The organism is Gordonia sp. (in: high G+C Gram-positive bacteria) (genome assembly GCF_047606305.1).
Lineage (GTDB): Bacteria > Actinomycetota > Actinomycetes > Mycobacteriales > Mycobacteriaceae > Gordonia.
In genome coordinates this window covers 1-21,957 of sequence record NZ_JASGER010000016.1, presented here as the reverse complement: position 1 = coordinate 21,957, position 21,957 = coordinate 1, and the positions used below count along the sequence as shown (strand labels likewise).

Annotated in this window: 19 protein-coding genes and 1 pseudogene; 10 read left to right on the top strand and 10 right to left on the bottom strand. The window is 70.5% G+C overall.

The genetic code is table 11. The features are described from left to right. Positions 1-23: 23 nt before the first annotated feature. Entirely contained in the window at positions 24-1,118 is a 1,095-nt protein-coding gene (locus QM634_RS02800) for a YihY/virulence factor BrkB family protein (protein WP_415041254.1), read from the top strand. On the opposite strand, the gene QM634_RS02795 is transcribed toward QM634_RS02800, so the two are convergent. Continuing rightward, positions 1,119-1,355: a DUF3039 domain-containing protein gene (locus QM634_RS02795; protein WP_415041253.1), complete on the bottom strand. Its 237-nt coding sequence runs from the start codon at positions 1,353-1,355 to the stop codon at positions 1,119-1,121. Between the two features lie 89 nt (positions 1,356-1,444). On the opposite strand from QM634_RS02795, the gene QM634_RS02790 reads away from it, so the two are divergent. After that, complete coding sequence (locus tag QM634_RS02790) at positions 1,445-1,810, top strand: DUF3099 domain-containing protein (protein ID WP_415041252.1); 366 nt, start codon at positions 1,445-1,447, stop codon at positions 1,808-1,810. Positions 1,811-1,940: 130 nt separating this feature from the next. Beyond that, positions 1,941-2,909 (top strand): sigma-70 family RNA polymerase sigma factor, encoded by a 969-nt coding sequence (locus QM634_RS02785; RefSeq protein WP_415041251.1) that lies wholly within the window; start codon positions 1,941-1,943, stop codon positions 2,907-2,909. Here the strand turns inward: QM634_RS02785 and QM634_RS02780 are convergent. After that, a complete protein-coding gene (locus QM634_RS02780) occupies positions 2,906-5,623 on the bottom strand; it encodes a GNAT family N-acetyltransferase (RefSeq protein WP_415041250.1) in 2,718 nt (905 codons plus the stop codon). The genes QM634_RS02785 and QM634_RS02780 overlap by 4 nt on opposite strands. Beyond that, positions 5,616-6,878, bottom strand: coding sequence for an acetoin utilization protein AcuC (locus QM634_RS02775; RefSeq protein WP_415041249.1), 1,263 nt, complete (start codon positions 6,876-6,878; stop codon positions 5,616-5,618). Before QM634_RS02775 ends, QM634_RS02780 begins: the two co-directional genes overlap by 8 nt. An 85-nt stretch (positions 6,879-6,963) precedes the next feature. Between QM634_RS02775 and QM634_RS02770 the strand changes: the two genes are divergently transcribed. Further along, on the top strand, positions 6,964-7,647 hold the full coding sequence (locus QM634_RS02770) for a metal-dependent transcriptional regulator (RefSeq protein ID WP_415041248.1): 684 nt from the start codon (positions 6,964-6,966) through the stop codon (positions 7,645-7,647). Between the two features lie 15 nt (positions 7,648-7,662). On the opposite strand, the gene QM634_RS02765 is transcribed toward QM634_RS02770, so the two are convergent. Both QM634_RS02765 and QM634_RS02760 read right to left on the bottom strand, forming a co-directional pair. After that, positions 7,663-8,784: a DUF4192 domain-containing protein gene (locus QM634_RS02765; RefSeq protein WP_415041247.1), complete on the bottom strand. Its 1,122-nt coding sequence runs from the start codon at positions 8,782-8,784 to the stop codon at positions 7,663-7,665. Between the two features lie 53 nt (positions 8,785-8,837). Continuing rightward, a complete protein-coding gene (locus QM634_RS02760) occupies positions 8,838-9,515 on the bottom strand; it encodes a hypothetical protein (RefSeq protein WP_415041246.1) in 678 nt (225 codons plus the stop codon). A gap of 149 nt (positions 9,516-9,664) precedes the next feature. On the opposite strand from QM634_RS02760, the gene QM634_RS02755 reads away from it, so the two are divergent. Continuing rightward, the gene (locus QM634_RS02755; RefSeq protein ID WP_415041245.1) at positions 9,665-10,660 is read left to right on the top strand and encodes a PAC2 family protein; all 996 of its coding nucleotides are present in this window, start codon (positions 9,665-9,667) and stop codon (positions 10,658-10,660) included. Then, the gene (locus QM634_RS02750; protein ID WP_415041244.1) at positions 10,657-12,786 is read left to right on the top strand and encodes a DEAD/DEAH box helicase; all 2,130 of its coding nucleotides are present in this window, start codon (positions 10,657-10,659) and stop codon (positions 12,784-12,786) included. The genes QM634_RS02755 and QM634_RS02750 overlap by 4 nt, the downstream gene beginning before the upstream one ends. Before the next feature lie 18 nt (positions 12,787-12,804). Here QM634_RS02750 and QM634_RS02745 read toward each other — a convergent pair whose 3' ends face one another. Further along, on the bottom strand, positions 12,805-13,263 hold the full coding sequence (locus QM634_RS02745; protein ID WP_415041243.1) for a hypothetical protein: 459 nt from the start codon (positions 13,261-13,263) through the stop codon (positions 12,805-12,807). 107 nt (positions 13,264-13,370) lie between these two features. On the opposite strand from QM634_RS02745, the gene QM634_RS02740 reads away from it, so the two are divergent. After that, on the top strand, positions 13,371-13,829 hold the full coding sequence (locus QM634_RS02740; protein ID WP_415041242.1) for a nitroreductase family deazaflavin-dependent oxidoreductase: 459 nt from the start codon (positions 13,371-13,373) through the stop codon (positions 13,827-13,829). On the opposite strand, the gene QM634_RS02735 is transcribed toward QM634_RS02740, so the two are convergent. Further along, positions 13,813-14,778, bottom strand: coding sequence for a hydrogen peroxide-inducible genes activator (locus QM634_RS02735; protein ID WP_415041241.1), 966 nt, complete (start codon positions 14,776-14,778; stop codon positions 13,813-13,815). The two genes, QM634_RS02740 and QM634_RS02735, sit on opposite strands and share 17 nt — an antisense overlap. Before the next feature lie 112 nt (positions 14,779-14,890). Between QM634_RS02735 and QM634_RS02730 the strand changes: the two genes are divergently transcribed. Together QM634_RS02730 and QM634_RS02725 are read left to right on the top strand one after the other, a co-directional pair. Continuing rightward, complete coding sequence (locus QM634_RS02730) at positions 14,891-15,478, top strand: peroxiredoxin (protein WP_415041240.1); 588 nt, start codon at positions 14,891-14,893, stop codon at positions 15,476-15,478. Between the two features lie 5 nt (positions 15,479-15,483). Then, a complete protein-coding gene (locus tag QM634_RS02725) occupies positions 15,484-16,011 on the top strand; it encodes a carboxymuconolactone decarboxylase family protein (RefSeq protein WP_415041239.1) in 528 nt (175 codons plus the stop codon). A 70-nt stretch (positions 16,012-16,081) separates the two neighbouring features. Here the strand turns inward: QM634_RS02725 and QM634_RS02720 are convergent, their stop codons facing one another. Further along, positions 16,082-17,317 carry an aspartate aminotransferase family protein gene (locus QM634_RS02720; RefSeq protein WP_415041238.1) on the bottom strand — a complete coding sequence of 412 codons (1,236 nt, stop codon included), beginning with the start codon at positions 17,315-17,317 and terminating at the stop codon, positions 16,082-16,084. 64 nt (positions 17,318-17,381) lie between these two features. Here QM634_RS02720 and hrpA point away from each other — a divergent pair, with 64 nt between their 5' ends. Further along, positions 17,382-21,146: an ATP-dependent RNA helicase HrpA gene (gene hrpA, locus QM634_RS02715; RefSeq protein WP_415041237.1), complete on the top strand. Its 3,765-nt coding sequence runs from the start codon at positions 17,382-17,384 to the stop codon at positions 21,144-21,146. A 2-nt stretch (positions 21,147-21,148) separates the two neighbouring features. Here the strand turns inward: hrpA and nrdR are convergent, their stop codons facing one another. Together nrdR and QM634_RS02705 are read right to left on the bottom strand one after the other, a co-directional pair. Continuing rightward, positions 21,149-21,598, bottom strand: coding sequence for a transcriptional regulator NrdR (nrdR, locus tag QM634_RS02710; RefSeq protein ID WP_415041236.1), 450 nt, complete (start codon positions 21,596-21,598; stop codon positions 21,149-21,151). A 42-nt stretch (positions 21,599-21,640) separates the two neighbouring features. Then, positions 21,641-21,957 (bottom strand): annotated as a pseudogene (locus tag QM634_RS02705) (LysM peptidoglycan-binding domain-containing protein); the annotation flags it as partial.

Sequence of the window (21,957 nt, the reverse complement as noted above, 5' to 3'; positions counted from 1 at the left end):
GATCGGGAAAGGTGGATGTCGCCATGACCGATAGCGCCACCCGACCCGACGCCGCTGCGCCGGCGCACGCCGACGACGCGGACACCGACGCCGACGAGCAGACCCGCGGCGGCCGTCTCCGGAAGCTGGGGACGATGGCCTGGCGGACGGCGGTGGGCGCCTGGGACGACGGCATCATCGGGTGGTCGGCACAAGCGGCCTTTTGGCAGGCACTGTCCTTCGCCCCGCTCCTGTTGGGACTGTTGGGCAGCATCGGCTACTTCCTCGGCTGGGTGAACCCCGACATCACCTCGATCATCCACGACCGGATCCTCGGACTGGCCGAGCGCACCTTCACCCCCGACGTCGTCAAGGACCTGATCCGGCCGACGCTGGACAGCATGCTGCGCCGCGGCCAGGCCGGCGTCCTGTCGGTGGCCTTTGTCATCTCGCTGTGGGCCGGCTCGTCGGCGATGTCCTGCTACGTCGACGCGATCATGACCGCCCACCACCAGAAGGGTGAGCGCAACCCCGTCTGGCAGCGCTTCTTCGCACTCTTCGTCTACATGGGATTCCTCGCGGCATCGGTGATCGCCCTGCCGCTCGTCGCCATCGGACCGAGCCTGCTGCGGCGCATGGTCCCGCCGTCGTGGAGCCCGGCGGTGACCAACGCGATCAACGTCGGCTACTTCCCCTTCGTCGCGCTCGTGCTGGTCCTGATGCTGACGACGCTGTACCACATCGCGCTGCGCCGCCCCCTGCAGTGGCACCGGCTGCTGCCCGGCGCCTTCCTGGCGGCCACCGTGTTCTGGATCGCGACCTTCGGGCTGCGGCTGTACCTCACGATGCTCACCCGCAGCGGGTACACCTACGGCGCGCTGGCGACACCGATCGCGTTCCTGTTGTTCGCCTTCTTCCTCGGATTCGCGATCGTGCTGGGCGCCGAGCTGAACGCCACCATCGAGACCCTGTGGCCGTCGTCGCTCTCCCGCACGGCGAAGATGCGGTCCTGGCTCGACGAACAGCGCGCCGACCTCGCCGAGGGGATCACCGACGGCATCAAGGCGCTGCCCGGCAAACTGGGCACCGGGCCGATCTCCCGCCGCGGTCGGGACTCCGGCGACGGCAAGCCGGGTTGATCAGTCGCCCTTCTTCATCTGGCTGTAGATCTTCTTGCACTTCTCGCACACCGGTGAGCCCGGCTTCGGGCTGGCCGTCACCGGGAACACCTCGCCGCACAGGGCGACGACGTGGGTCCCCATCACGGCGCTCTCGGCGATCTTGTCCTTCTTCACGTAGTGGAAGACCTTGGGGATGTCGGTGCCGTCTTCGGTCCGCTCGTCGACGTCGGGCCGCTCAATCGTCTCGGTAGCCATGTGGTCCATTGTGACCCCCGCGGCGGGCATCGCCAAGCGGTGGCCACCCGGGGGATGCGCCGAACCGCCGTGAGTGGGACAGTGGAGTCATGCGCGCACACTCCGCCGAGGAGGCCTTCCTCATCACCCGGGCCGAGAACAGCCCCGAGGAGCAGCACCGCGCGCGGGTCCGTCGTTATCTGGTCCTGATGGCGTTCCGCGTGCCCGCCCTGATCCTCGCGTGCATCGTCTACGGCGCGACGCACAACGGGCTCTTGGCCCTCGCCGTCGTGGCCCTGTCGATCCCGCTGCCCTGGGTGGCCGTCCTCGTCGCCAACGACCGTCCCGCGCGCAAACGCGGCGAGGTCGCCGAGTACCACTACGGCCGGCACGAAAACGACGCGCCGTCGATCAGCGCCCCGGCCACCGTCATCGACTCCGACGTCGCCGACCCGCGCGCGCTGCCGCGCGACTAGCCGAGTAGCGCACCACTCGTCCGGGTTCCAACCCTCAGGGACTTCTCAGGACATCGGGGGGCGGAGCGGGAACTATTCGGGGCGCCGACGGCGTTGAACCCGATGAACGCACTCGAACTCAGGAGGCCCCATGTCGACCAAGTCAGCTGTTCGCCCGGTTCCCACCGAGTCCGACCTTGACGCGCAATCGCCGTCGGCCGACCTGGTCCGCGTGTACCTGAACGGCATCGGTCGCACGGCCCTGCTCAACGCCGAGCAGGAGGTCGAGCTGGCCAAGCAGATCGAGGTCGGCCTCTACGCCAAGCACCTCCTGGAGACCCGCAAGCGCCTCAGCCCGGCCCGCAAGCGCGACCTGAACACGATCGTCCGCGAGGGCGAACAGGCCCGCGCCCACCTCCTGGAGGCCAACCTGCGCCTGGTCGTGTCGCTGGCCAAGCGCTACACCGGCCGCGGCATGCCGCTGCTCGACCTCATCCAGGAGGGCAACCTCGGCCTGATCCGCGCGATGGAGAAGTTCGACTACGCCAAGGGCTTCAAGTTCTCCACCTACGCCACCTGGTGGATCCGCCAGGCCATCACCCGCGGCATGGCCGACCAGAGCCGCACGATCCGCCTGCCCGTCCACCTCGTCGAGCAGGTCAACAAGCTCGCCCGCATCAAGCGCGAGCTGCACCAGCAGCTCGGACGCGAGGCGACCGACGACGAGCTGTCGGCCGAGTCGGGCATCCCCGCCGAGAAGATCGCCGATCTGCTCGACCACAGCCGCGACCCGGTGAGCCTCGACATGCCGGTCGGCTCCGACGAGGAGGCGCCGCTGGGCGACTTCATCGAGGACACCGAGGCCACCTCCGCCGAGAACGTCGTGATCGCCGGACTCCTGCACTCGGACATCCGCACCGTCCTGGCGACCCTCGACGAGCGCGAGCAGCAGGTGATCCGCCTGCGCTACGGCCTCGACGACGGTCAGCCGCGCACGCTGGACCAGATCGGCCGCACGTTCGGGTTGTCCCGCGAGCGGGTCCGCCAGATCGAGCGCGAGGTGATGGTGAAGCTGCGCGCCGGCGATCGCGCCGACCGCCTGCGCGCCTACGCCGGCTAATCCCCCAGTCGACGCGGTCCGGTGTCCATCCCCTTGGACACCGGGCCGATCGTTATCTGGGCGTTGAGGACCGAGGCGCGATCGGTGGACGCCAGGATCTGATCGCAGACGACCTCGCGCACCTCGGGGATGTCCTCCACCAGGAATGACACCCGCATCAACAGATCGGCGAGCGCGTCGGTGTCGACCGGTTCCTGGCCGTGGTAGCCGGTCAGCAGCGCCGCCGACCGCGGCGCGGCGACCAGCTCCCGCGCATCCAGGTCGCTCAGCGGCAGTGCGCGGTAGGCGGCATCCTCCAGCAGCTCGAACGTATGCCCGGCCATGCCGAAGGAGATGATCGCCCCGAAGCTCGGGTGGGTGAACGCGCGGATCATCGTCGCGACGCCCTTGGGCGCCATCCGCTGGACGTGCAGCACCGAGTCCCCGGTGAGCTCCGCCAGTTCGGCGAAGGCCGTGACCACCGCCGTGGCGTCCGGCAGGTCCAGCCGGGCTCCCTCCCGGTCGGGCCGGCCGCGCCAACGCGAAGAACTGGCCTTCACCGCGACCGGGAAGCCGAGTTCGCGGGCCGCCGAGGACGCCTCGTGGATGCTGTGTGCCTCGATGAACGGGACGACGTCGATCCCGTACCGGGCCAACAGACCGCCGGCGGCGGCCGCGTCCAGGACGACGACGTCGTCGTCGTGGTCGGCGAGCAGTTCGCGCACCAGGGTGCGCACGGCCTCCGGGTCGGTGCCCGCGGGGCGCGTCGTCGACGACTCGGGCCGTTGCCGCCACGCGTGGTACCGCCACGCGTGGGCCAGGGCCGTCGCCGCCCGTTCGGGACTGCGATAGCTGGGAATGGATCCGCGCGTCGGTGAGCCGTCCGGTCCGGCCACCGACAGGCCGGGCAGCACGCCCTCGTCGCCCAGGAAGGTCGAAACCACCGCCTTGTCGGTGCCCGCGGTCGCCGACAGCAACGCGGCGGCGTACTCCTCGGCCGCGACCGCGACGGGCGGCACGAACACCGCGATGATCGCGTCGCAATCCTCGCGGGCGGCCGCCGCCGCGACGGCGTCGCCGAACCCGGACGCCGGTGCCGCGGGTCCGACGTCGATGCTGTCCACCACGTCCAATCCCAGGCCCGCCCCGACGGTCGCCGCGAGCGCCCCCAACGCCGACGAGTTGCCGACGACCACGGTGCGCGGTCCGGCGGGCAGCGGCTGGTAGGCGAGCAGGGCGGCCGCGTCGAACAGCTCCGAGATCGTGTCGACCCGGATCACCCCGGCCTGTTCGAGGACCATCTGGGCGATCCGATCCTCATCGCCGCTCGCCGGGGTCTTCACCGCGACGATCGGCTTGGCCCGCGAGACGCGCCGTGCGATGCGGGAGAACTTGCGCGGGTTGCCGAAGCTCTCCAGATAGAGCAGCACGACCTCGGTCGCGTCGTCGGTGTCCCAGTATTGGAGGACGTCGTTGCCGGAGACGTCGGCCCGGTTGCCGGCCGAGACGAAGGTGGACAGGCCCAGCTGTCGACGCGCGGCGGTGTCCAGGATGGCGATTCCCAGGGTGCCGGACTGGCAGAAGAAGCCGACGCGGCCCGGCTCGGGGATCCGCGGTGCCAGCGTCGCGTTGAGTGAGACCGCCGGGTCGTTGTTGGCGACGCCGAGCGCGTTGGGCCCGACCAGGCGCATGCCGTGCTCGCGCACCGCCGCGACCAGGCGGCGCTGGCTCTCCTGACCGGCCGCGCCGGTCTCGGCGAACCCGGCCGACACCACGACGAGGGTCTTCACGCCCTTGGCCAGACAGTCGTCGAGGACCTCGTCGACGACCGCGGCGGGGACCGCGACGACGGCCAGGTCGACCGGGTCGGGGATGTCGCGGACCGTCGGGTACGCGCGGATGCCCAGCACCGACGGCGCTCCGGCGGCCTGTCCGCCCTCGGGCCGCTCGCCACCGGCGGCACCCGATCCGTTCACCGGGTACACCGGACCGGTGAAGCCGGCCGAGATGATGTTCTTGAGCAGGACGTTGCCGACCTTGCGGCGGTCCGACGAGGCGCCGATGACCGCCACCGACCGCGGGCGCAGCAGATTCGCGACGCTGCGCGCCTCCGAGGCGCGCTCGCGCGCGTTGCGCACCGACAGCAGCGCCTCGGTGGGGTCGATGAGAAACTCGACGTGCACGTTGGAACCGTCGAAGCTGCGGCTGAGCTGGTAGCCCGCATCCCGGAAGACGGTCACCATGTTGGTGTTCTCGGCGAGCACCTCGGCCTCGAACCGGGTGAAGCCGTTCTCGGCGGCCGCGCCCGCCAGGTGCTCGAGCAAGATCGGGCCGAGCCCGCGGCCCTGGTGCTCGTCGGACACGGTGAAGGCGACCTCGGCCGACTCCGGTCGGCCGGACGCCGCCAGGCCCTCGTAGACACCGATAGCGATGATCTTGCCGCCGAGCAGCGCGACGAGCGCGACTCGGTCCTGATAGTCGACGGTCGTCATCCGCGCGACTTCCCGCGGCGGCAGGGTCGGCGTCGGGCCGAAGTAGCGCATGTAGCGGGTGCGTTCGGACAGTTGTGAGTGGAACTCGACGACGTCGTCCGCGTCATCGGGGACGATCGGCCGCAGGTGGACGACACCGCCGTCGGAGGCGAGCACATCGGCGGCCCATTCCCGCGGGTACTCCCACCGGGCTCGCCCCTCCTGCCGACCAGTCTCCTCTCCGACTTCGTTCGGTTCAGTCACGCGGGTCCTCCGGGTCGAGTCCGTGGAGCGGGAACACGGCTTTGCGGGTGGCCAGGATCGTGCGGTCGGTCTGGCGGAACATCCGCTCGTCGACGCCCGCCGGCGGTTCGGCACCGGAATCGCCCTCCCACCGGACGTAGTCGACCGTGCCGCCGTCCCCCATCGTGGGCGCCGGCGCGGCTGCATAGGCCGGGTCGACGTCGGCCGATGCCGCCGTGGCCGCTGCCAGCCAGTCGTCGCCGATGGCGGTCGCCGGGTCCAGGTCCCGCCCCAGGGCGGCGGCGATCAGATGCGTCCAGATCCGCGGGACCACGTTGATCACGCCGTATCCGCCGCCGCCGACCGCCAGCCATCGACCGTCGGTGTGGCGGTCGGCCAGGTCGCGCATCGCCAGAATCGCCGCGCGCTGCCCCTCGACGGACAGCCCCAGGTCGGTCAGCGGGTCGGCGTCGTGGCTGTCGGCCCCGCATTGGCTGACGATGATCTGCGGCTTGAACTCGGCGATCAGCGACGGGACGACGGCGTGGAAGGCGCGCAGCCACATCGAATCGACGATCCCCGGCATCAGGGCGACGTTGGCCGCCGACCCGGGGGCACCCGCACCGCCGCTCTCGGTCGGCCAGCCGGTCCCCGGCCACAGGGTCGCCGGGTGCTGGTGCAGCGAGATGGTGAGGACGCGGGGATCGTCGGCGAAGGCACGCTCGACGCCGTCGCCGTGATGGGCGTCGACGTCGATGTACGCAATGCGGTCGAATCCGTGCTCGAGCAGCCAGTCGATGGCGATCGCACAGTCGTTGTAGACGCAGAAGCCGGCTGCCCGCGACGCCATGGCGTGGTGCATGCCGCCGCCAATGTTCACCGCCCGGCGCACGTGGCCGTCGGCGATGGCCTTGGCCGCGGCCACCGACCCGCCGACGAGCATGCGCGCCGCCTCGTGCATTCCGGGGAAGACCGGGTTGTCCATGTCGCCGAGGCCGTAGACCTGCTCGTACAGCGCGTGGTTGGGACTACCGCCCTCCGAGCCGACCTCGCGGACGGCGTCGATGTAGTGCTGGGTGTGCACGACGGTCAGCATTTGGTCGTCGATGTCGAGGGGTGGGACGGGGTCGATCCCGTCCAGCACCCCCAGCGACGAGGCCAGGCTCATCGTCAACGCGAGCCGCACCGGGTTCATCGGGTGTTCGCGCGCCCAGCGGTACGCCTCGAAGCCCTCGCTCCAGATCACCGCTCCCGTTGTCGTCTCCGGCACAGTCATCAGGCTAGCCCGTGCGCGTCACATGCCGGACGCGGTGTGGTTTCGGGGTAATGTTGGCCGGGACGAAAGGGCGCAGGGGAACCAAGTGAACGATCTTGTCGACACCACCGAGATGTATCTGCGCACGATCTATGACCTCGAGGAAGAGGGGATCGTGCCACTGCGGGCTCGTATCGCGGAGCGGTTGGAGCAGAGTGGCCCCACCGTTTCGCAGACCGTGGCGCGCATGGAACGCGACGGTCTCGTGCGGGTCGCCGGCGACCGGCACCTCGAGCTGACCGAGAAGGGCCGCGATCTCGCGGTCGCCGTCATGCGCAAACACCGGCTCGCCGAGCGACTGCTGGTCGATGTGATCGGCCTGCCCTGGGACGAGGTCCACGACGAGGCCTGCCGCTGGGAGCACGTGATGAGCGAGAACGTCGAGCGCCGTATCCTCGCGGTCCTCGACAATCCGACGACCTCGCCCTACGGCAACCCGATCCCCGGCCTGGACCTGCTCGGCGCCGATACCGCGCCGGTCGACGACCACGCGGTCCGGATGGCCGAGTTGACCGGTACCGAGCCGCAGGCGGTCGTCATCCGCCGGCTGTCCGAGCACGCCCAGTCCGACCAGGATCTGATCGTCACCCTGCGCGAGGTCGGCATCGTGCCGAATGCGCGCGTGACGGTGACCGGCAAGGACCGCGGGTTCGTCGTGACGACGCCCGGCCACGAGGGTCTGGAGCTGTCCGAGGAGATGGCCCACTCGATCTTCGTCGAGCGCGCCTGACCCCGTCGGACCTCGCTAGGCGGGTCGGCGCAGGGACGTCGGCGGCAGGATCACGCCCAGGCCCGCCGCGGCCGAGTAGGACTCGCCGAGGATCTCCCACATCAACGACGGGTGCACACCGTTGCACAGTGCCGTGTTGAGCAGCCGCGCCAGGTTCCACGTGTCGCAGGCCTCCAGCGCCACGTCGAGGGCCACGCCCGCATAGGCCCCCTCGCCGCCCAGGTAGTACAGGTGCGCGAGCATCGTGGCGGCGCTGGCCCGGGTCTGTCCGCTGGTCCGCCGCACCATCTCGGTCCACGCGGTCTCGGCCACGAAGCGGTGTTCGCCCGCGCCGAGCACCAGCAGTGCGTCGCGGACACCGAGGTTGACCAGCGCGCGGCTCAGCAGGTGCACGGTCGCGCAGGTCATCTCCGGGGGGCACGGCCCGGTGAGCAGTTTCAATGCCGCGCGCAGGAGCTTGGCGTCGGCGGCCGCCGTCGTCGTCGCCCGGATGCGGCGGGGCCTGCCCTCGCAGGCGAAGTCCGTGCAGTGGCCGGTCGGCGCCAGGGAGGCGAGCAACTCACTGCGGCTGGCCATCACGACGCGTCCGGTGCGCAAGGACCGTTCCAGGGCGATGGGTGACGAATGGGGGTCGGCGAGCAGACCGCACCCGAAGCCCGGGTCGTCCAGACCCACCATCTCGGGCACCTCCGGGTCGCTGTCTGCGGGTCCGGGGCCGGTCAACCGCCACCACGCCGTGTACCAGGGCTGTCCGGCGGCGAATCCCCCGACGACGAAGCCCGCCCGGACCCCGCCGGCCACTCCCGCGTCGACGAGCACGGCGTCGATGTCGCCGCACAGCTCGCGATAGCGCGTCGACGACAGCGCATACCGGTCGTCGACCACGGCCACAACGGTCGCCACCGCTCCCGCGCGGGCGCACACCTCCCCGATGTTCTCCATGGTGTACCTCATCTGCGGCGTCGGCCCGCCCTCGCCGTCCAACATCAGGTCGTGGCGGGCGGTCACAGCGATCGAGGCGTCGGCATCGAAGGCGAGGACCACCAGCGACCGCTCCGGCAGGAAGCCGAGCAATCCGGGGATCGAGGTCAGGAGCGTGGTGGTGTCCAGCGATACGGTCGGCAGGCTATTGGTCATGCAAAGTGAGACGCAGCCCGCGCCCGTTCGGTTCCCCCGACGTCGAAACCGGGTCAGCGCAGCCCGGCTGCCGCGGCCGCCTCGAACAGCGTGACCAGCGCCGGGTCCGGGCGGTCACCCGTCGGCGCGGGGCCGGTGATCCGCTCGGTCGCGTACACGCGGATGGTGCGGCGCTGGGCGATCAGGAGGACCGTGGTGACCGGGTCTCCGCCCGGGCTGGTCTCGGTGCGCGAATAGCCGAAGACATCGGCCCCCGCGACCGTCGGCACACCGTCGAGGGCGCGCTGGGCGACGGACACCTCGACCACCGAGCCGCGGCGGTACCGATCGCACCGGCGCACGGCGGCTGCGAGGTCGTCGACCGAGTCGCCGGTGCGGGTGATCACCGTCGTGTAGGCCGGCGGCGGGGTCGAGGCGCCGTTGTCCGCTCCGAATCCGCTCTGAACGACGGTCTGGCTCGGCACCGGCGAGATGGCTTGGGGCGCACAGTCTTCCGGGTCGATCCGCGCGCCGACGGGGTTGCCCGAGACGTCGCCCACGATGGCGGGCAGCTGCGCCGGCGGCACCCGCGTCACCTCGACGCCCGGGCCGACCGGAAAGGCTGCCGGATCGACGCTTCGGTGCACCAGCGACTCGGCCGGTTCACCGTCGACCGAGCAGGCGGTCGCCAGCACCCCCGTCGCCAGCACCGCGGCCGCGACGGCAGCAGACCGGCGACGCCGAGCAGTCACATTTGTCACACCAATCACATCGTTCACTGTGCCACCCGGTCGACGGGAATGCCAGCCCGAATTCCGGCGTTGTTATCCACAAGCATTCCGATGGCACGTCCCACCCCGTTTCTGGGACAATCGACTAACCCCTCGAGAAGGAGGAACGAATGGCCTTCGAGCCCGCCGAGAACGGCCAGCCCGAGAGCAGCTCGCTCTACGAGTTGGAGTTCCCCGCACCCCAGGTCTCCCGCAGCACCGGCGACGGACCGGTGTTGATCCACGCCCTCGACGGCTTCGCCGATGCGGGCAACGCCGTCGCGCTCGCCGCACGGCACCTGCGCGACAGCCTCGATTCGGAACTGGTCGCGACCTTCCACTCCGACGAACTCATCGACTACCGGTCGCGCCGTCCGGTGATGGACTTCTCCGGCCAGGCCTTCACCGGTATCGAGATGCCGACGCTCACCGTCCACGCCATCCGCGACAACGCCGGTGAGCCGTTCCTGCTGCTCTCCGGCTCCGAGCCGGACCTGCGCTGGGAGGGTTTCAGCGCCGCCGTGCGCGGCTTGTCCGACCGATTCGGCGTGAGCGACGTCGTCGGCCTCAACGCGATTCCGATGGCCGTCCCCCATACCCGGCCGTCGACCGTCACCGCCCACGGCAGCGACGTCGAATTCCTCGGCGACCTGCCGCGCTGGGGCTCACCGATGAAGCTGCCCGGCAGTGCGTCGATGATGCTCGAGTTGCGCCTCGGCGAGCACGGCTACCGGACGTCGGGCATCTCGGTGCACGTCCCGCACTACCTCGCCCAGTCGGCCTACCCGGCTGCGGCGGCCAAGCTGCTCACCAGCCTGGCCGGCCTCACCGGCCTCGACCTGCCGACCAAGGCGCTCGAGAGTGCCGCCGACACGTTGCGCACGCAGATCGACAAGGAGCTGGAGGGCAACAGCGAGGTCTCGTCGGTGGTCGCGGCGCTCGAGTCGCAGTACGACGCCTACACCGAGGCCGCCGACCAGCAGGCCTCCCTGCTGGCGGCCGACGAGCCGCTGCCGAGCGCCGATGAGCTCGGCGACGAGTTCCAGCGCTACCTCGCCGAGCAGGCCCGCGAGAACGGTCCCGCCGATCCCGATGCCGAGGCACCGGACGCCGACGGACCGGTGTGAGCGCACCACCGGGCGGCGAATCCAGCGACACGATCGGCACTGACCCCCTGCGGGTCAGTGCCGATCCGTCGTCGGGGTATGACGAATTCGAGGAATGGGCCCGCCGCGGCGGTCTCGAGCTGTACCCCCACCAGGCCGAGGCGCTGCTGGAGGCCGCCGCCGGCAGTCACGTGATCCTCGCGACCCCGACCGGGTCCGGCAAGTCGCTGGTGGCCACCGGCGCGATCGCCTTCGCCCGCGCCCGCGGCGAGCGCGCCTGCTACACCGCTCCCATCAAGGCGCTGGTCAGCGAAAAGTTCTTCGCCCTGTGCGAGGTCTTCGGCGCCGACGCGGTGGGACTGGCCACCGGCGATGCCACGGTGAACCCGGGCGCGCCGATCATCTGCGCCACCGCCGAGGTCGTCGCGAACATGGCGCTGCGGGACGGCCCGGACTCCGACATCGGGCTCCTGGTGGCCGACGAATTCCATTACTACGGCGACCCCGACCGCGGCTGGGCGTGGCAAGTGCCGCTCATCGAGCTCCCGCACACGCAGTTCCTGCTGATGTCGGCCACGCTCGGCGACGTCGACTTCTTCGTCGACGACCTGCGGACCCGCACCGGGCGCGACGTCGCCGCGGTCACCGACGCGGTCCGACCGGTGCCGCTGGAATTCGACTACACCCTCACGCCGGTGCACGAGACCATCGAGCAGCTGATCGAAACGGGCCGGGCACCGGTGTACATCGTGCACTTCACGCAGGCCGCCGCGGTCGAGCGCGCCCAGGCGCTGCTGAGCGCCAAGGTCGCCGACAAGGAGGCGAAGGACGCGATCGCCGCGGCCATCGGCGACTTCCGCTTCGGCACCGGCTTCGGCACCACCCTCTCGAAGCTGCTGCGCTCGGGCATCGGGGTGCACCACGCCGGGATGCTGCCCCGCTATCGCCGACTCGTCGAGCGCCTGGCCCAGCAGGGGCTGCTCCGCGTGGTCTCGGGCACCGACACCCTCGGCGTCGGCATCAACGTCCCGATCCGCACCGTGCTGTTCGCGTCGCTGAGCAAGTACGACGGCCGCCGGGTCCGTCGCTTGCGGGCGCGCGAGTTCCACCAGATCGCCGGGCGCGCCGGGCGGGCCGGCTTCGACACGGTCGGCTACGTGGTCGCCCAGGCCCCCGAGCACGACGTGGAGAACGCGCGCGCCGTCGCGAAGGCGGGCGATGATCCCAAGAAGCGGCGCAAGATCGTGCGCCGCCGCCCGCCCGAGGGTTTCGTCTCCTGGGGCGAGCAGACGTTCACCGCGCTGGCGCAAGCGCCGGACGAACCGCTGCGCTCACACTTCCGGATGACGACGGCGATGCTCATGGAGGTGCTGTCCCGGCCCGGCGACTGTTTCACCGCGCTGCGCCACCTGCTCGAGGACAACCACGAGCCGCGCCAGCGACAACTCGCGCACATCCGGCACACGATCGCCCTGTACCGCGACCTGTTGGACACCGGCATCGTCACGCGGTTGAACGCGCCCGCCGCCGATGGGAAGACCATTGCCCTCGCGGTCGACGTCCCGGAGAACTTCGCGCTCACCAACCCGCTGTCGGCGTACGCGCTGGCCGCGTTCGAGCTGCTCGACGATCAGTCCCCCGGATTCGCCCTCGACGTCGTCTCCCTCATCGAAGCCACCCTCGACGACCCCCGCCCGGTCCTGCAGGCCCAGCGCAAAGCGGCGCGCGACACCGCGATGGCCGAGTTCAAGGCCGCGGGACTGGAATACGAGGAACGGATGACGCGGCTCGAGGACGTCACCTGGCCGCAACCGCTGCGGGAGCTGATCGACGAGTCCTTCGCCGTCTACCGGCGCGGGCACCCGTGGGTGTCGTCGACGCCGCCGTCCCCGAAGTCGGTGCTGCGCGAGATGCTCGAGGCCGACATGACCTTCAACGAGCTGGTCTCGAAGTACGGCCTGGCCCGCAGCGAGGGCGTCGTCCTGCGCTACCTGTCGGATTGCTACCGCGCCCTGCGCAGCGGACTGCCGCAGACACTGCTGGACCGGACCGACCTCACCGCGATCACCGAACACCTGGGCGCGCTGATCCGCGCGACCGACTCCAGCCTCCTCGACGAGTGGTCGGAGATGGCCGGACTCGGCTGACCCGCGGGCCGGCCGGCGCTAGACGCAGCGGAAGTTGCGGGTGCTCCAGTACAGCGCGTTCGGCTGGTCCGGCTTCTTCATCGCGTACGCCTCGTCGCGGATGTAGTTCGGACCGGTGGCCGGGGCGGTCATCCCGCCCGCCGGGCGCACCAGCGTCAGCACGACGATGCAACCGGTGCCGCCGCGCTTGGGGTTGAAGGCCTTGGCCATCTCGGTGTTGTAGGCGGCCGGGTCCCAGAACGGGATCATGCCGGCGGTGCCGTCGTTGTGGAACTTGCGCGTCTGGGCACGGTTGAGCAGGAACCCCTGCCACCAGGCACCGGTGGTGCTGGTGCCCGAGATCATGTTCGGCGCGTACGTGGTGTAGCGCGGTGCCGCATCGGCGGCGCCCGATCCGACGACCAGCGTCGCCGTCGCGGCGGCCGCGGTCACGGTGGCCAGTGCTGCTTTACCCAGGTGGTGCATTGTCGTCCTCACAGTCGATCGTTCTCGAATGACTACTTTAGGCACCAACGACCCCAAACCCGACGTCGGCTCGCCGGACCCGGCGGAATACCTGCTCGACAACAGCCGTTGACCTGGGCATGAGCAACAACTGGGAATCTCCTGACAACTACGAGCCGAGCCCCTCCGGGTGGGTGCGCGAGCAGGTCGAGAAGTACGAGGGCTCCGGCGGCACCGACGGCACCACGCTGCTCGACACCGGCATGCCGGTGGTCGTGCTGACCATGCGGGGCGCCAAGAGCGGCAAAATCCGCAAGGTGCCGCTGATGCGCGTCGAGCACGACGGCGAGTACCTCGCGGTCGCCTCGAAGGGCGGTGCCCCCGACAATCCGCAGTGGTACCACAACATCGTCGCGGACCCACACCTGAGCCTGCGCGACGGGACCCGCGTCGGCGATTACGTCGCCAGCCGGGTCACCGATCCGCAGGAGCGCGCGCTGTGGTGGGAGCGGGCCGTGGCCGCGTACCCGCCCTACGCCGAGTACGCCGAGAAGACCGACCGCGTCATCCCGCTGTTCGTGCTCAAGCCGGTTCGCTGACCGGAGGCTCGATCGGTGTGATCCGACCGTCGGCCCCCGCGTCGGCGATCACCCCGGTCAGCAGTGCCGCGAAGCGCCGATAGGCCGCCATCCGCCCGGCCGACTCCCGGAAGACCAGACCGATCCGCCGCCCCGGTCGCGGGGCGGCGAACGTCGCCGTCGCCAACCGCCCGCCCGCGGTCTCCGCGTCGACGGCCGTCGCCGGGATCAGCGTGACGCCGAGCCCGCCTTCCACACACTGCACCGCCGTCGCGAGTGACGCGGCGCGGGTCTGGCCCAGGTCGGGCCGGAAGCCCGCCAGTTGGCAGACCTCCAGCGCCTGGTCGCGCAGACAGTGCCCCTCGTCGAGCAGCAGCAGCGGCAGGTCGGCCATGTCGGCGGGGTCCACCCGTTTACGACCGGCGAGTCGGTGGCCCGTGGGGAGCGCGAGTACGAAGTCCTCGTCGTACATCGGGATCTCGGCGATCCCGGCCGCGTCCACCGGCAGGGCCAGGACCGCGACGTCGAGCACCCCGTCGCGCAACTGGTCCAACAGCCGGGCGGTCTGGTCCTCGACGACCTGGAGGGTCAGCTCGGGCAGCCGCCCCGCGACGCCGGACAGGATCGCGGGCAGGACGTACGGCGCGACGGTCGGGATCAGGCCCAGCCGCAGGCCCCCCTTGAGGGGGTCCTCGGCACCGCGCGCGGCCAGCAACATCTCGTCGACGGCGCGGACCACGGCGACCGCCCTGGGTAGGAGCGCCTCGCCCTGAGAAGTCAAGAAGACACGCCGGGTGGTTCGTTCCACCAGGCGCATGCCCAACCCGGTCTCGAGCGCCGCGAGCGCCTGCGACAACGCCGGTTGACTGATCCCCAATTCCGTTGCGGCACTTCCGAAGTGGAGTTTTCTGGCCACCGCCACGAAGGCGCGCAGGCCGGCGACGGACGGCTGATAACTTTGATCGGTCATGGCTATCAATATAGTGCTAATCATCACGTAGACTTTTCGGGCCTTCCTGACCAGAATCGAAGACAGCAAGCCTGTAGTCCCACGATGAACAACATTCCAGGAGGAATCGAAGATGGCTCTCTTGACGATCGGCGACCAGTTCCCCGCTTACAACCTGACCGCCGTGATCGGCGGCGACCTGTCGAAGGTCGACGCCCAGCAGCCCGATGACTACTTCACCCAGGTCACCAGCGACGACCACGCCGGCAAGTGGCGCGTCGTCTTCTTCTGGCCGAAGGACTTCACCTTCGTCTGCCCGACCGAGATCGCCGCCTTCGGCAAGCTGAACGACGAGTTCGCCGACCGCGACACCCAGGTCCTGGGCGCCTCCACCGACAGCGAGTTCGTCCACTTCCAGTGGCGGGCCCAGCACGACGAGCTGAAGACCCTCCCCTTCCCGATGCTCTCGGACCTCAAGCGCGAACTGGTCGAGGCCACCGGCGTGCTGAACGCCGACGGTGTCGCCGACCGTGCGACCTTCATCGTCGATCCGAACAACGAGATCCAGTTCGTGTCTGTCACCGCCGGCTCGGTCGGCCGCAACGTCGACGAGGTCCTGCGCGTGCTGGACGCCCTCCAGTCCGACGAGCTGTGCGCCTGCAACTGGCGCAAGGGCGACCCGACCATCGCGGCCGGCGAGCTCATGAGCGCGAGCGTCTGACACCGATGAGCATCGACAACCTCAAGGAAGCACTGCCCGAGTACGCCAAGGACCTCAAGCTCAACCTGGGGACTCTGAGCCGCACGACCGAACTGTCCGAGCAGCAGCTGTGGGGCGCACTGCTGGCCAGCGCGGTCACCACCGGCAACGCGACCGTGATCGCCGAGATCAGCGCCGAGGCGGCCGACAACCTGTCGGCCGAGGCCTTCAACGCCGCCCTGGGCGCCGCGTCGATCATGGGCATGAACAACGTCGCCTACCGCGCCAAGAGCTTCCTCGGTGCGGAGTACGGCGAGGTGCGCATGGGCCTGCGGATGAACATCATCGGCAACCCCGGCGTCGAGAAGGTCGACTTCGAGCTCTGGAGCCTGGCCGTCTCGACCATCAACGGCTGCCATGACTGCACCGCGGCGCACGCCGACGTGGTGCGCAAGGCCGGTCTCACCAAGGAGCAGGTCTGGGAGGCCGTCAAGGTCGCCGCGACCGTCAACGGTGTCGCCGCCGCCCTCACCGCCAAGAGCGCACTGAGCTAGGCCGCACCGGAACCGACACTGCCCCGGTCCGCGCAACCCGCGGAGCCGGGGCAGCGTTGTCTCTGCGGTTTCAGAGCTGTTCGAGCGCCCCGCCGAAGCGCCGCGCCATGTCCTGCACCTGTTCGGTGGTCATGACGAAGGCGGGCGAGACCTGCAGTGCGCCCTGACCCGCGGCCCGGGTCACGACGCCGGCCTTGCGCAGCTCGGCCACCGCGGCCGGAGCCTTGGCCGGGTCCGCCAGCTGAACGGCGGTGACCGCGCCCAGGCCGGTGCGCACCTCGTCGACGGCGTCCAGCTCCACCAACGGCGAGAAGGCCGCCGCCAGATCGCCCTCGAGGCGCTTGGCCTCGGCCACGAGGTTCTCCCGCTCGAGGATGTCGAAGTTGGCCAGGGCCGCCGCCGCGGCACCCGCATGTCCGCCGTAGGTGTAGCCGTGGCGCCACCACACGCCGCCCGCGAAGAAGGGCTCGGCGATGTGCGGTGCGGCGATCATCGCCCCCATCGGCACATAGCCGCTGGTCAGACCCTTCGCCGAGGTGATCATGTCCGGTGCCAGGTCGAATCGCCCCGAGGCGAACCAGTCGCCGCCGATGCGGCCGTAGCCGGTGACGACCTCGTCGGCGACGAACAGCACGTCGTGGTCGCGGCAGATGTCGCGCACCTCGCGCAGGTAGCCGTCCGGCGGCAGGTACACGCCGCCGGCACCGATGATCGGCTCGGCGAAGAAGGCCGCGATGTTGTCGGCGCCGACCCGTTCGATCAGGCCGAGCAGGCTCTTCGCGTCGTCCCAGTCCACCGTCTCGGTGTCGGTCATGAACGCCTCGCCGTAGCCCTCGCGGTTCGGCGGGATACCGGCCAGCGACGTACCGGCCACGTGCATGCCGTGGTAGGCCTTGCTGCGTCCGACGACGATGCGCTTGGACGCGCGCCCCTGCTCCACCCAGTAGCGCCGCGCAAGCTTCACGGCCGTCTCGACCGCGTCGCTGCCGCCCGAGGTGAACATGACCTTCGACCCCGGCACCGGCGCCTTGGCCGCGAGGCGCTCGGCCAACTCGATGGTCGTGTCCGAGGCGAAGTCGCCGAAGTTCGAATAGTGCGCGATCGTCGACAACTGCTTGGCGACCGCGTCGGCGATCTCGGTCCGACCGTGGCCGACGTTGGTGAACCAGAGGCCGGCGGTCGCGTCCAGGTAGGTGTTGCCGTCCGCATCGTGGACCGTCACGCCCTCACCCTTGGTGATGACGAAGGGCCCCGAGGAGGTGACCGCGCCCATGTCGGCGAATCCGTGCCATAACGAGTAGCTCATGCCCTCCATCATGAAGGACGCTGATCGCGCCCCCGCAACCGGCCGCACGTAGGCTGGGAGAATCATGTCGCCGTCGCACCAGCGTCGATCCCGCCGCCGCGAACAGTCGCCGGAACCCTCCCCCGAGGTGATCGCCGCGCGGCGCGCCCGCGTCCCCACGATCACCTTCCCCGAGGACCTCCCGGTCAGCGCCCGGCGCGACGAGATCGCCGCCGCCCTCGCCGACCACCAGGTCGTCGTCGTCGCCGGCGAGACCGGATCGGGCAAGACCACCCAGCTGCCCAAGATCTGTCTCGCCGCCGGGCGTGGCGTGACCGGCACCATCGGCCACACCCAGCCGCGCCGCCTCGCCGCGACCTCGGTCGCCGAGCGGATCGCCGAGGAGACCGGCACCGAACTGGGTGACGCGGTCGGCTACTGCGTCCGCTTCTCCGACCGTGTCTCGGAGACCACGCTGGTCAAGGTGATGACCGACGGCATCCTGCTCCGCGAGATCGCCGGCGACCCGCTGCTGCGCCGCTACGACACCCTGATCATCGACGAGGCCCACGAGCGCAGCCTCAACATCGACTTCATCCTCGGCTACCTGGGGCGCCTGCTGCCCCGTCGGCCCGACCTCAAGGTCATCATCACCTCGGCCACCATCGAGCCCGAGCGCTTCGCCCGGCACTTCGCCACCGCCGACGACACCGTGCCGATCATCGAGGTCTCCGGCCGCACCTACCCGGTGGAGATCCGGTACCGACCGCCCGAGCAGGGGGTCGAGACGGCGGCCCAGATCGACGCCGCGGTCACCGAACTGTGGACCGGGGCCACCGGCGACGTCCTGGTCTTCCTGCCCACCGAGCGCGACATCCGCGACACCGCGAAGGCCCTGGCCCACCGGGCCTCGTCGGGCACCGAGATCGTCCCGCTGTACGCCCGCCTGTCGATCGCCGAGCAGCGCCGCGTCTTCACCCCCTCGAACGGGCGCCGCATCGTGTTGGCGACCAACGTCGCCGAGACGTCGCTGACCGTCCCCGGCATCCGCTATGTCGTCGACACGGGCACCGCGCGCATCTCGCGGTACTCGCCGCGCACCAAGGTCACCCGGCTGCCGATCGAACCGATCTCGCAGGCCAGCGCCCGCCAGCGCGCCGGCCGCTGCGGCCGCGTCGCCGCCGGTATCTGCATCCGGCTCTACGACGAGGACGACTTCGAGGCCCGCCCGCAGTACACCGATCCGGAGATCCTGCGCGCCAACCTGGCCGGGGTCATCCTCTCGATGGTGTCACTGCGGCTCGGCGACATCGCGGACTTCGGATTCGTCTCTCCCCCGTCGCCGCGCGCCATCGCCGACGGCGTGGCCGAACTCGGCGAGCTGGGCGCCATCACCGTCCGCCCGGACCGCCCGCCCAAGCTGACCGCCGTCGGCCGCGACCTGGCCCGACTGCCGATCGACCCGCGACCGGCCCGCATGCTGGTCGCCGCCCGCGACCTGGGTGTGGTCGCCGACGTGCTGGTGGTCGCCGCCGCGCTGTCGATCCCCGACGTGCGGTTGCGCCCGGCCGACAAGCGCGAGGCCGCCGACGAGATGCACCGCCGCTTCGACGCGCCGGGCTCGGACTTCCTGGCGCTGCTGAACCTGTGGGACCACCTGGAGGAGTCGCGCGCCGAGCTGTCGGGCAACCAGTTCCGCCGGCGCTGCGAGCGCGAATACCTCCACTGGACCCGCATCCGGGAGTGGCGCGACCTGCACCGTCAACTGCAGCGCACCGTCGCCGATCTGGGGTGGGCCACCAAGCGCAGCGGCGAGCGCGACCCGGATGCGGTCCACCAGGCGATCCTGGCCGGCCTGCTCTCGAACATCGCGGTCCGCAAGACCGATTCCAAGGAGTACCTGGGCGCACGGAACACGACGCTGATGATCTTCCCGTCGTCGTCGCTGGCACGAAAGCCTCCGTCGTTCCTCATGGCCGCCGAACTCATCGAGACCTCGCGAACCTATGCCAGCACGGTGGCGCGCATCGACCCGGCGTGGGCCGAGCGACTCGCCGGGGACCTGTGCAAACGCTCGTACAGCGAGCCGCACTGGTCGTCGAAGCGGGGTGCGACGATGGCCTACGAGCGCGTCACGCTGTTCGGGGTCACCCTGGTCGCGTCGCGACGAGTCACCTACACCGCCATCGATCCCCAGCTCTGTCGGGAGATGTTCCTGCGCCACGCCCTCGTCGACGGGGACTGGCACACCGAGCACGCCTTCTTCGCCCACAACCGGGCCCTGCTCGACGATGCCGTCGAGGTGGAGAACCGCGCCCGCCGCCGCGACCTGGTGATCAGTGCCGACCAGCTCTTCCAGTTCTACGACGCCCGCATCCCCGACACCGTCACCTCCGCGCGGCACTTCGATTCGTGGTGGAAGACCGCGTCGCGCCAGGACCCCGGTCTGCTGGACCTGAAGGCGCAAGACGTCGTCGCCGCGACCGACGTGTCCGACGCCGACTACCCGGGGACATGGGCACAGGGCGAGCTGCGCCTGTCGCTGCGCTACAAATTCGCCCCGGGCGACCCCGAGGACGGGGTGACCGTCGAGATCCCGCACCAGCTGCTGCCGCACGTGCGCGCGGCGGGCTTCGACTGGTCGGTGCCCGGCATGCGCGAAGACCTGGTGACGGCGCTGATCCGCACCCTGCCCAAACAGCTCCGCAAACTCGCCTCCCCGGCGCCACAGAGCGCCCAGGCGGCATTGGCCCGCCTCCGCCCGCGCAGCGAGCCGCTGGTCAGCGGCCTGGCGCGGGAACTCTCGACGATGACCGGTGCCACGATCACGCCGGCCGACTTCGACACCGCGCGCGTCGAGGACCACCTCAAGATGAACTTCGCCGTGGTCGACGACCGGGGCGAGACGGTCGCCGCCAGCCGCGTGCTCGCCGATCTTCAGCGCACCGGGCCGGCAGCGGCCGTCGCGACGGCCGCTGCGCCCGAACGCGTCCGGGCATCGACCTGGACCGCGGACACCTTCGGCGAGCTCGCGGATTCGGTGACCGCGCAGATCGCGGGGCAGCGGGTCACCCGCCACCCGGGCTTGGCGGTCGTCGACCGCGCCACCGTCGCCTCCGAGATGTTCGCGACCGCGGCGGCCCGCGACGCGGCGCTGCACCCGGCGGCCCTCGTCCTGCTCGACGCCGCGCTCCCCCCGTTGTCGCGCAAGATCACCACCGGGCTGTCGGCCGCCCAGAAGCTGGCGCTGAGCCAGTCCCCCTACCCGTCCCTCGACGCACTGTTGGCCGACTGCACGCGCTGCGCCATCCGCGAGGCCGTCGACGCATCGCAGTCCGCGGCACTGCGCTCACCGGCCGACTTCGCCGCACTGCGCGACCGCGTCGCACCGCGGGCGGCCGAGCGCGCCCCCGAGCACTTCTTCACCGTGCTCGACATCCTCGCGCGGCTCCCCGAACTGCACCGGGCGATCGACGCCCATGCCGGATCACTCGCCGCCGACGACGTCGCCGAACAGCTCGGACAGCTGGTCTTCGACGGTTTCGTCGGCACGACCGCCGCCGAGCACCTCGCCCAGATCCCGCGCTATCTCGACGGGGCGATCGCCCGCCTCGACGCACTGACCGGCAACCCGGGGCGCGACCGCGACGCGACGGCCACCGTGGACCGGGTGCTCGAGCGGTGGAATCAGCGCGTGGAACAGCTACCCGAGCAGCGTCGCGAGGCGTTCAACGAGTTCGCGCACTGGATGGTCGAGGAGTTGCGCGTGGGACTGTTCGCCCAGCGGTTGCGCACCGCCTACCCGGTCTCGGAGAAACGCGTGCGCAAGGCCTTCGACGAATTCGGCTGAGGTCAGCGACGGTCGGCCTGCAGTTGGTCGATCTCGCGCTGGAAGTCGGCGAGGGAGTCGAACGAACGGTAGACCGACGCGAAGCGCAGATAGGCCACCTCGTCGAGGTCGCGCAGCGGGCCCAGGATCGCCAGTCCGACCTCGTTGCTGGGAATCTCCGCGGACCCGCTCGAGCGCACCGCGTCCTCGACCTGCTGCGCGAGTTGGGCGAGGGCGTCCTCGTCGACCTGGCGCCCCTGGCAGGCCCGCCGGACGCCCTGCATGACCTTCTCGCGACTGAACGGCTCGGTGACGCCGTTGCGCTTGACCACGGCTAGCACGGCGCTCTCCACCGTGGTGAAGCGTCGCCCGCACTCCGGGCACGATCGGCGGCGGCGGATGGCCTGGCCCTCGTCGGCGATGCGGGAGTCCACGACCTTGGTGTCCTCGTGCTTGCAGAAGGGGCAGTACATGCCCCCAACAATACCGACGGCTCGGTCACCGACGGCCGTCGCTCACTGGTAGACGGGAACGACGAGCGCCTGACCCGTCGAGACCTGCACCGACGTCATGCCGTTCAACGCGCGCAGCTGGTTGATCACCGCTTGGCGCGGGACCTCGGGCGCGACGCGGGCCGCCACTGCGTTCAGCGTCTCGCCGCCCCGGACGTGCACGACCGACGTGCTGACCGGCTCGGGGGCCGCGGCGGCGGCGAAGTTCCCGCCGACCACGGTGAAGAACCACACGAGGCCGGCCAGCGCCGCGCCGACGAGCACGGCGGCGACCGCACGGCGCCGCGCGTACACGCCATCGGCGCGGACGGGCGCCGGGT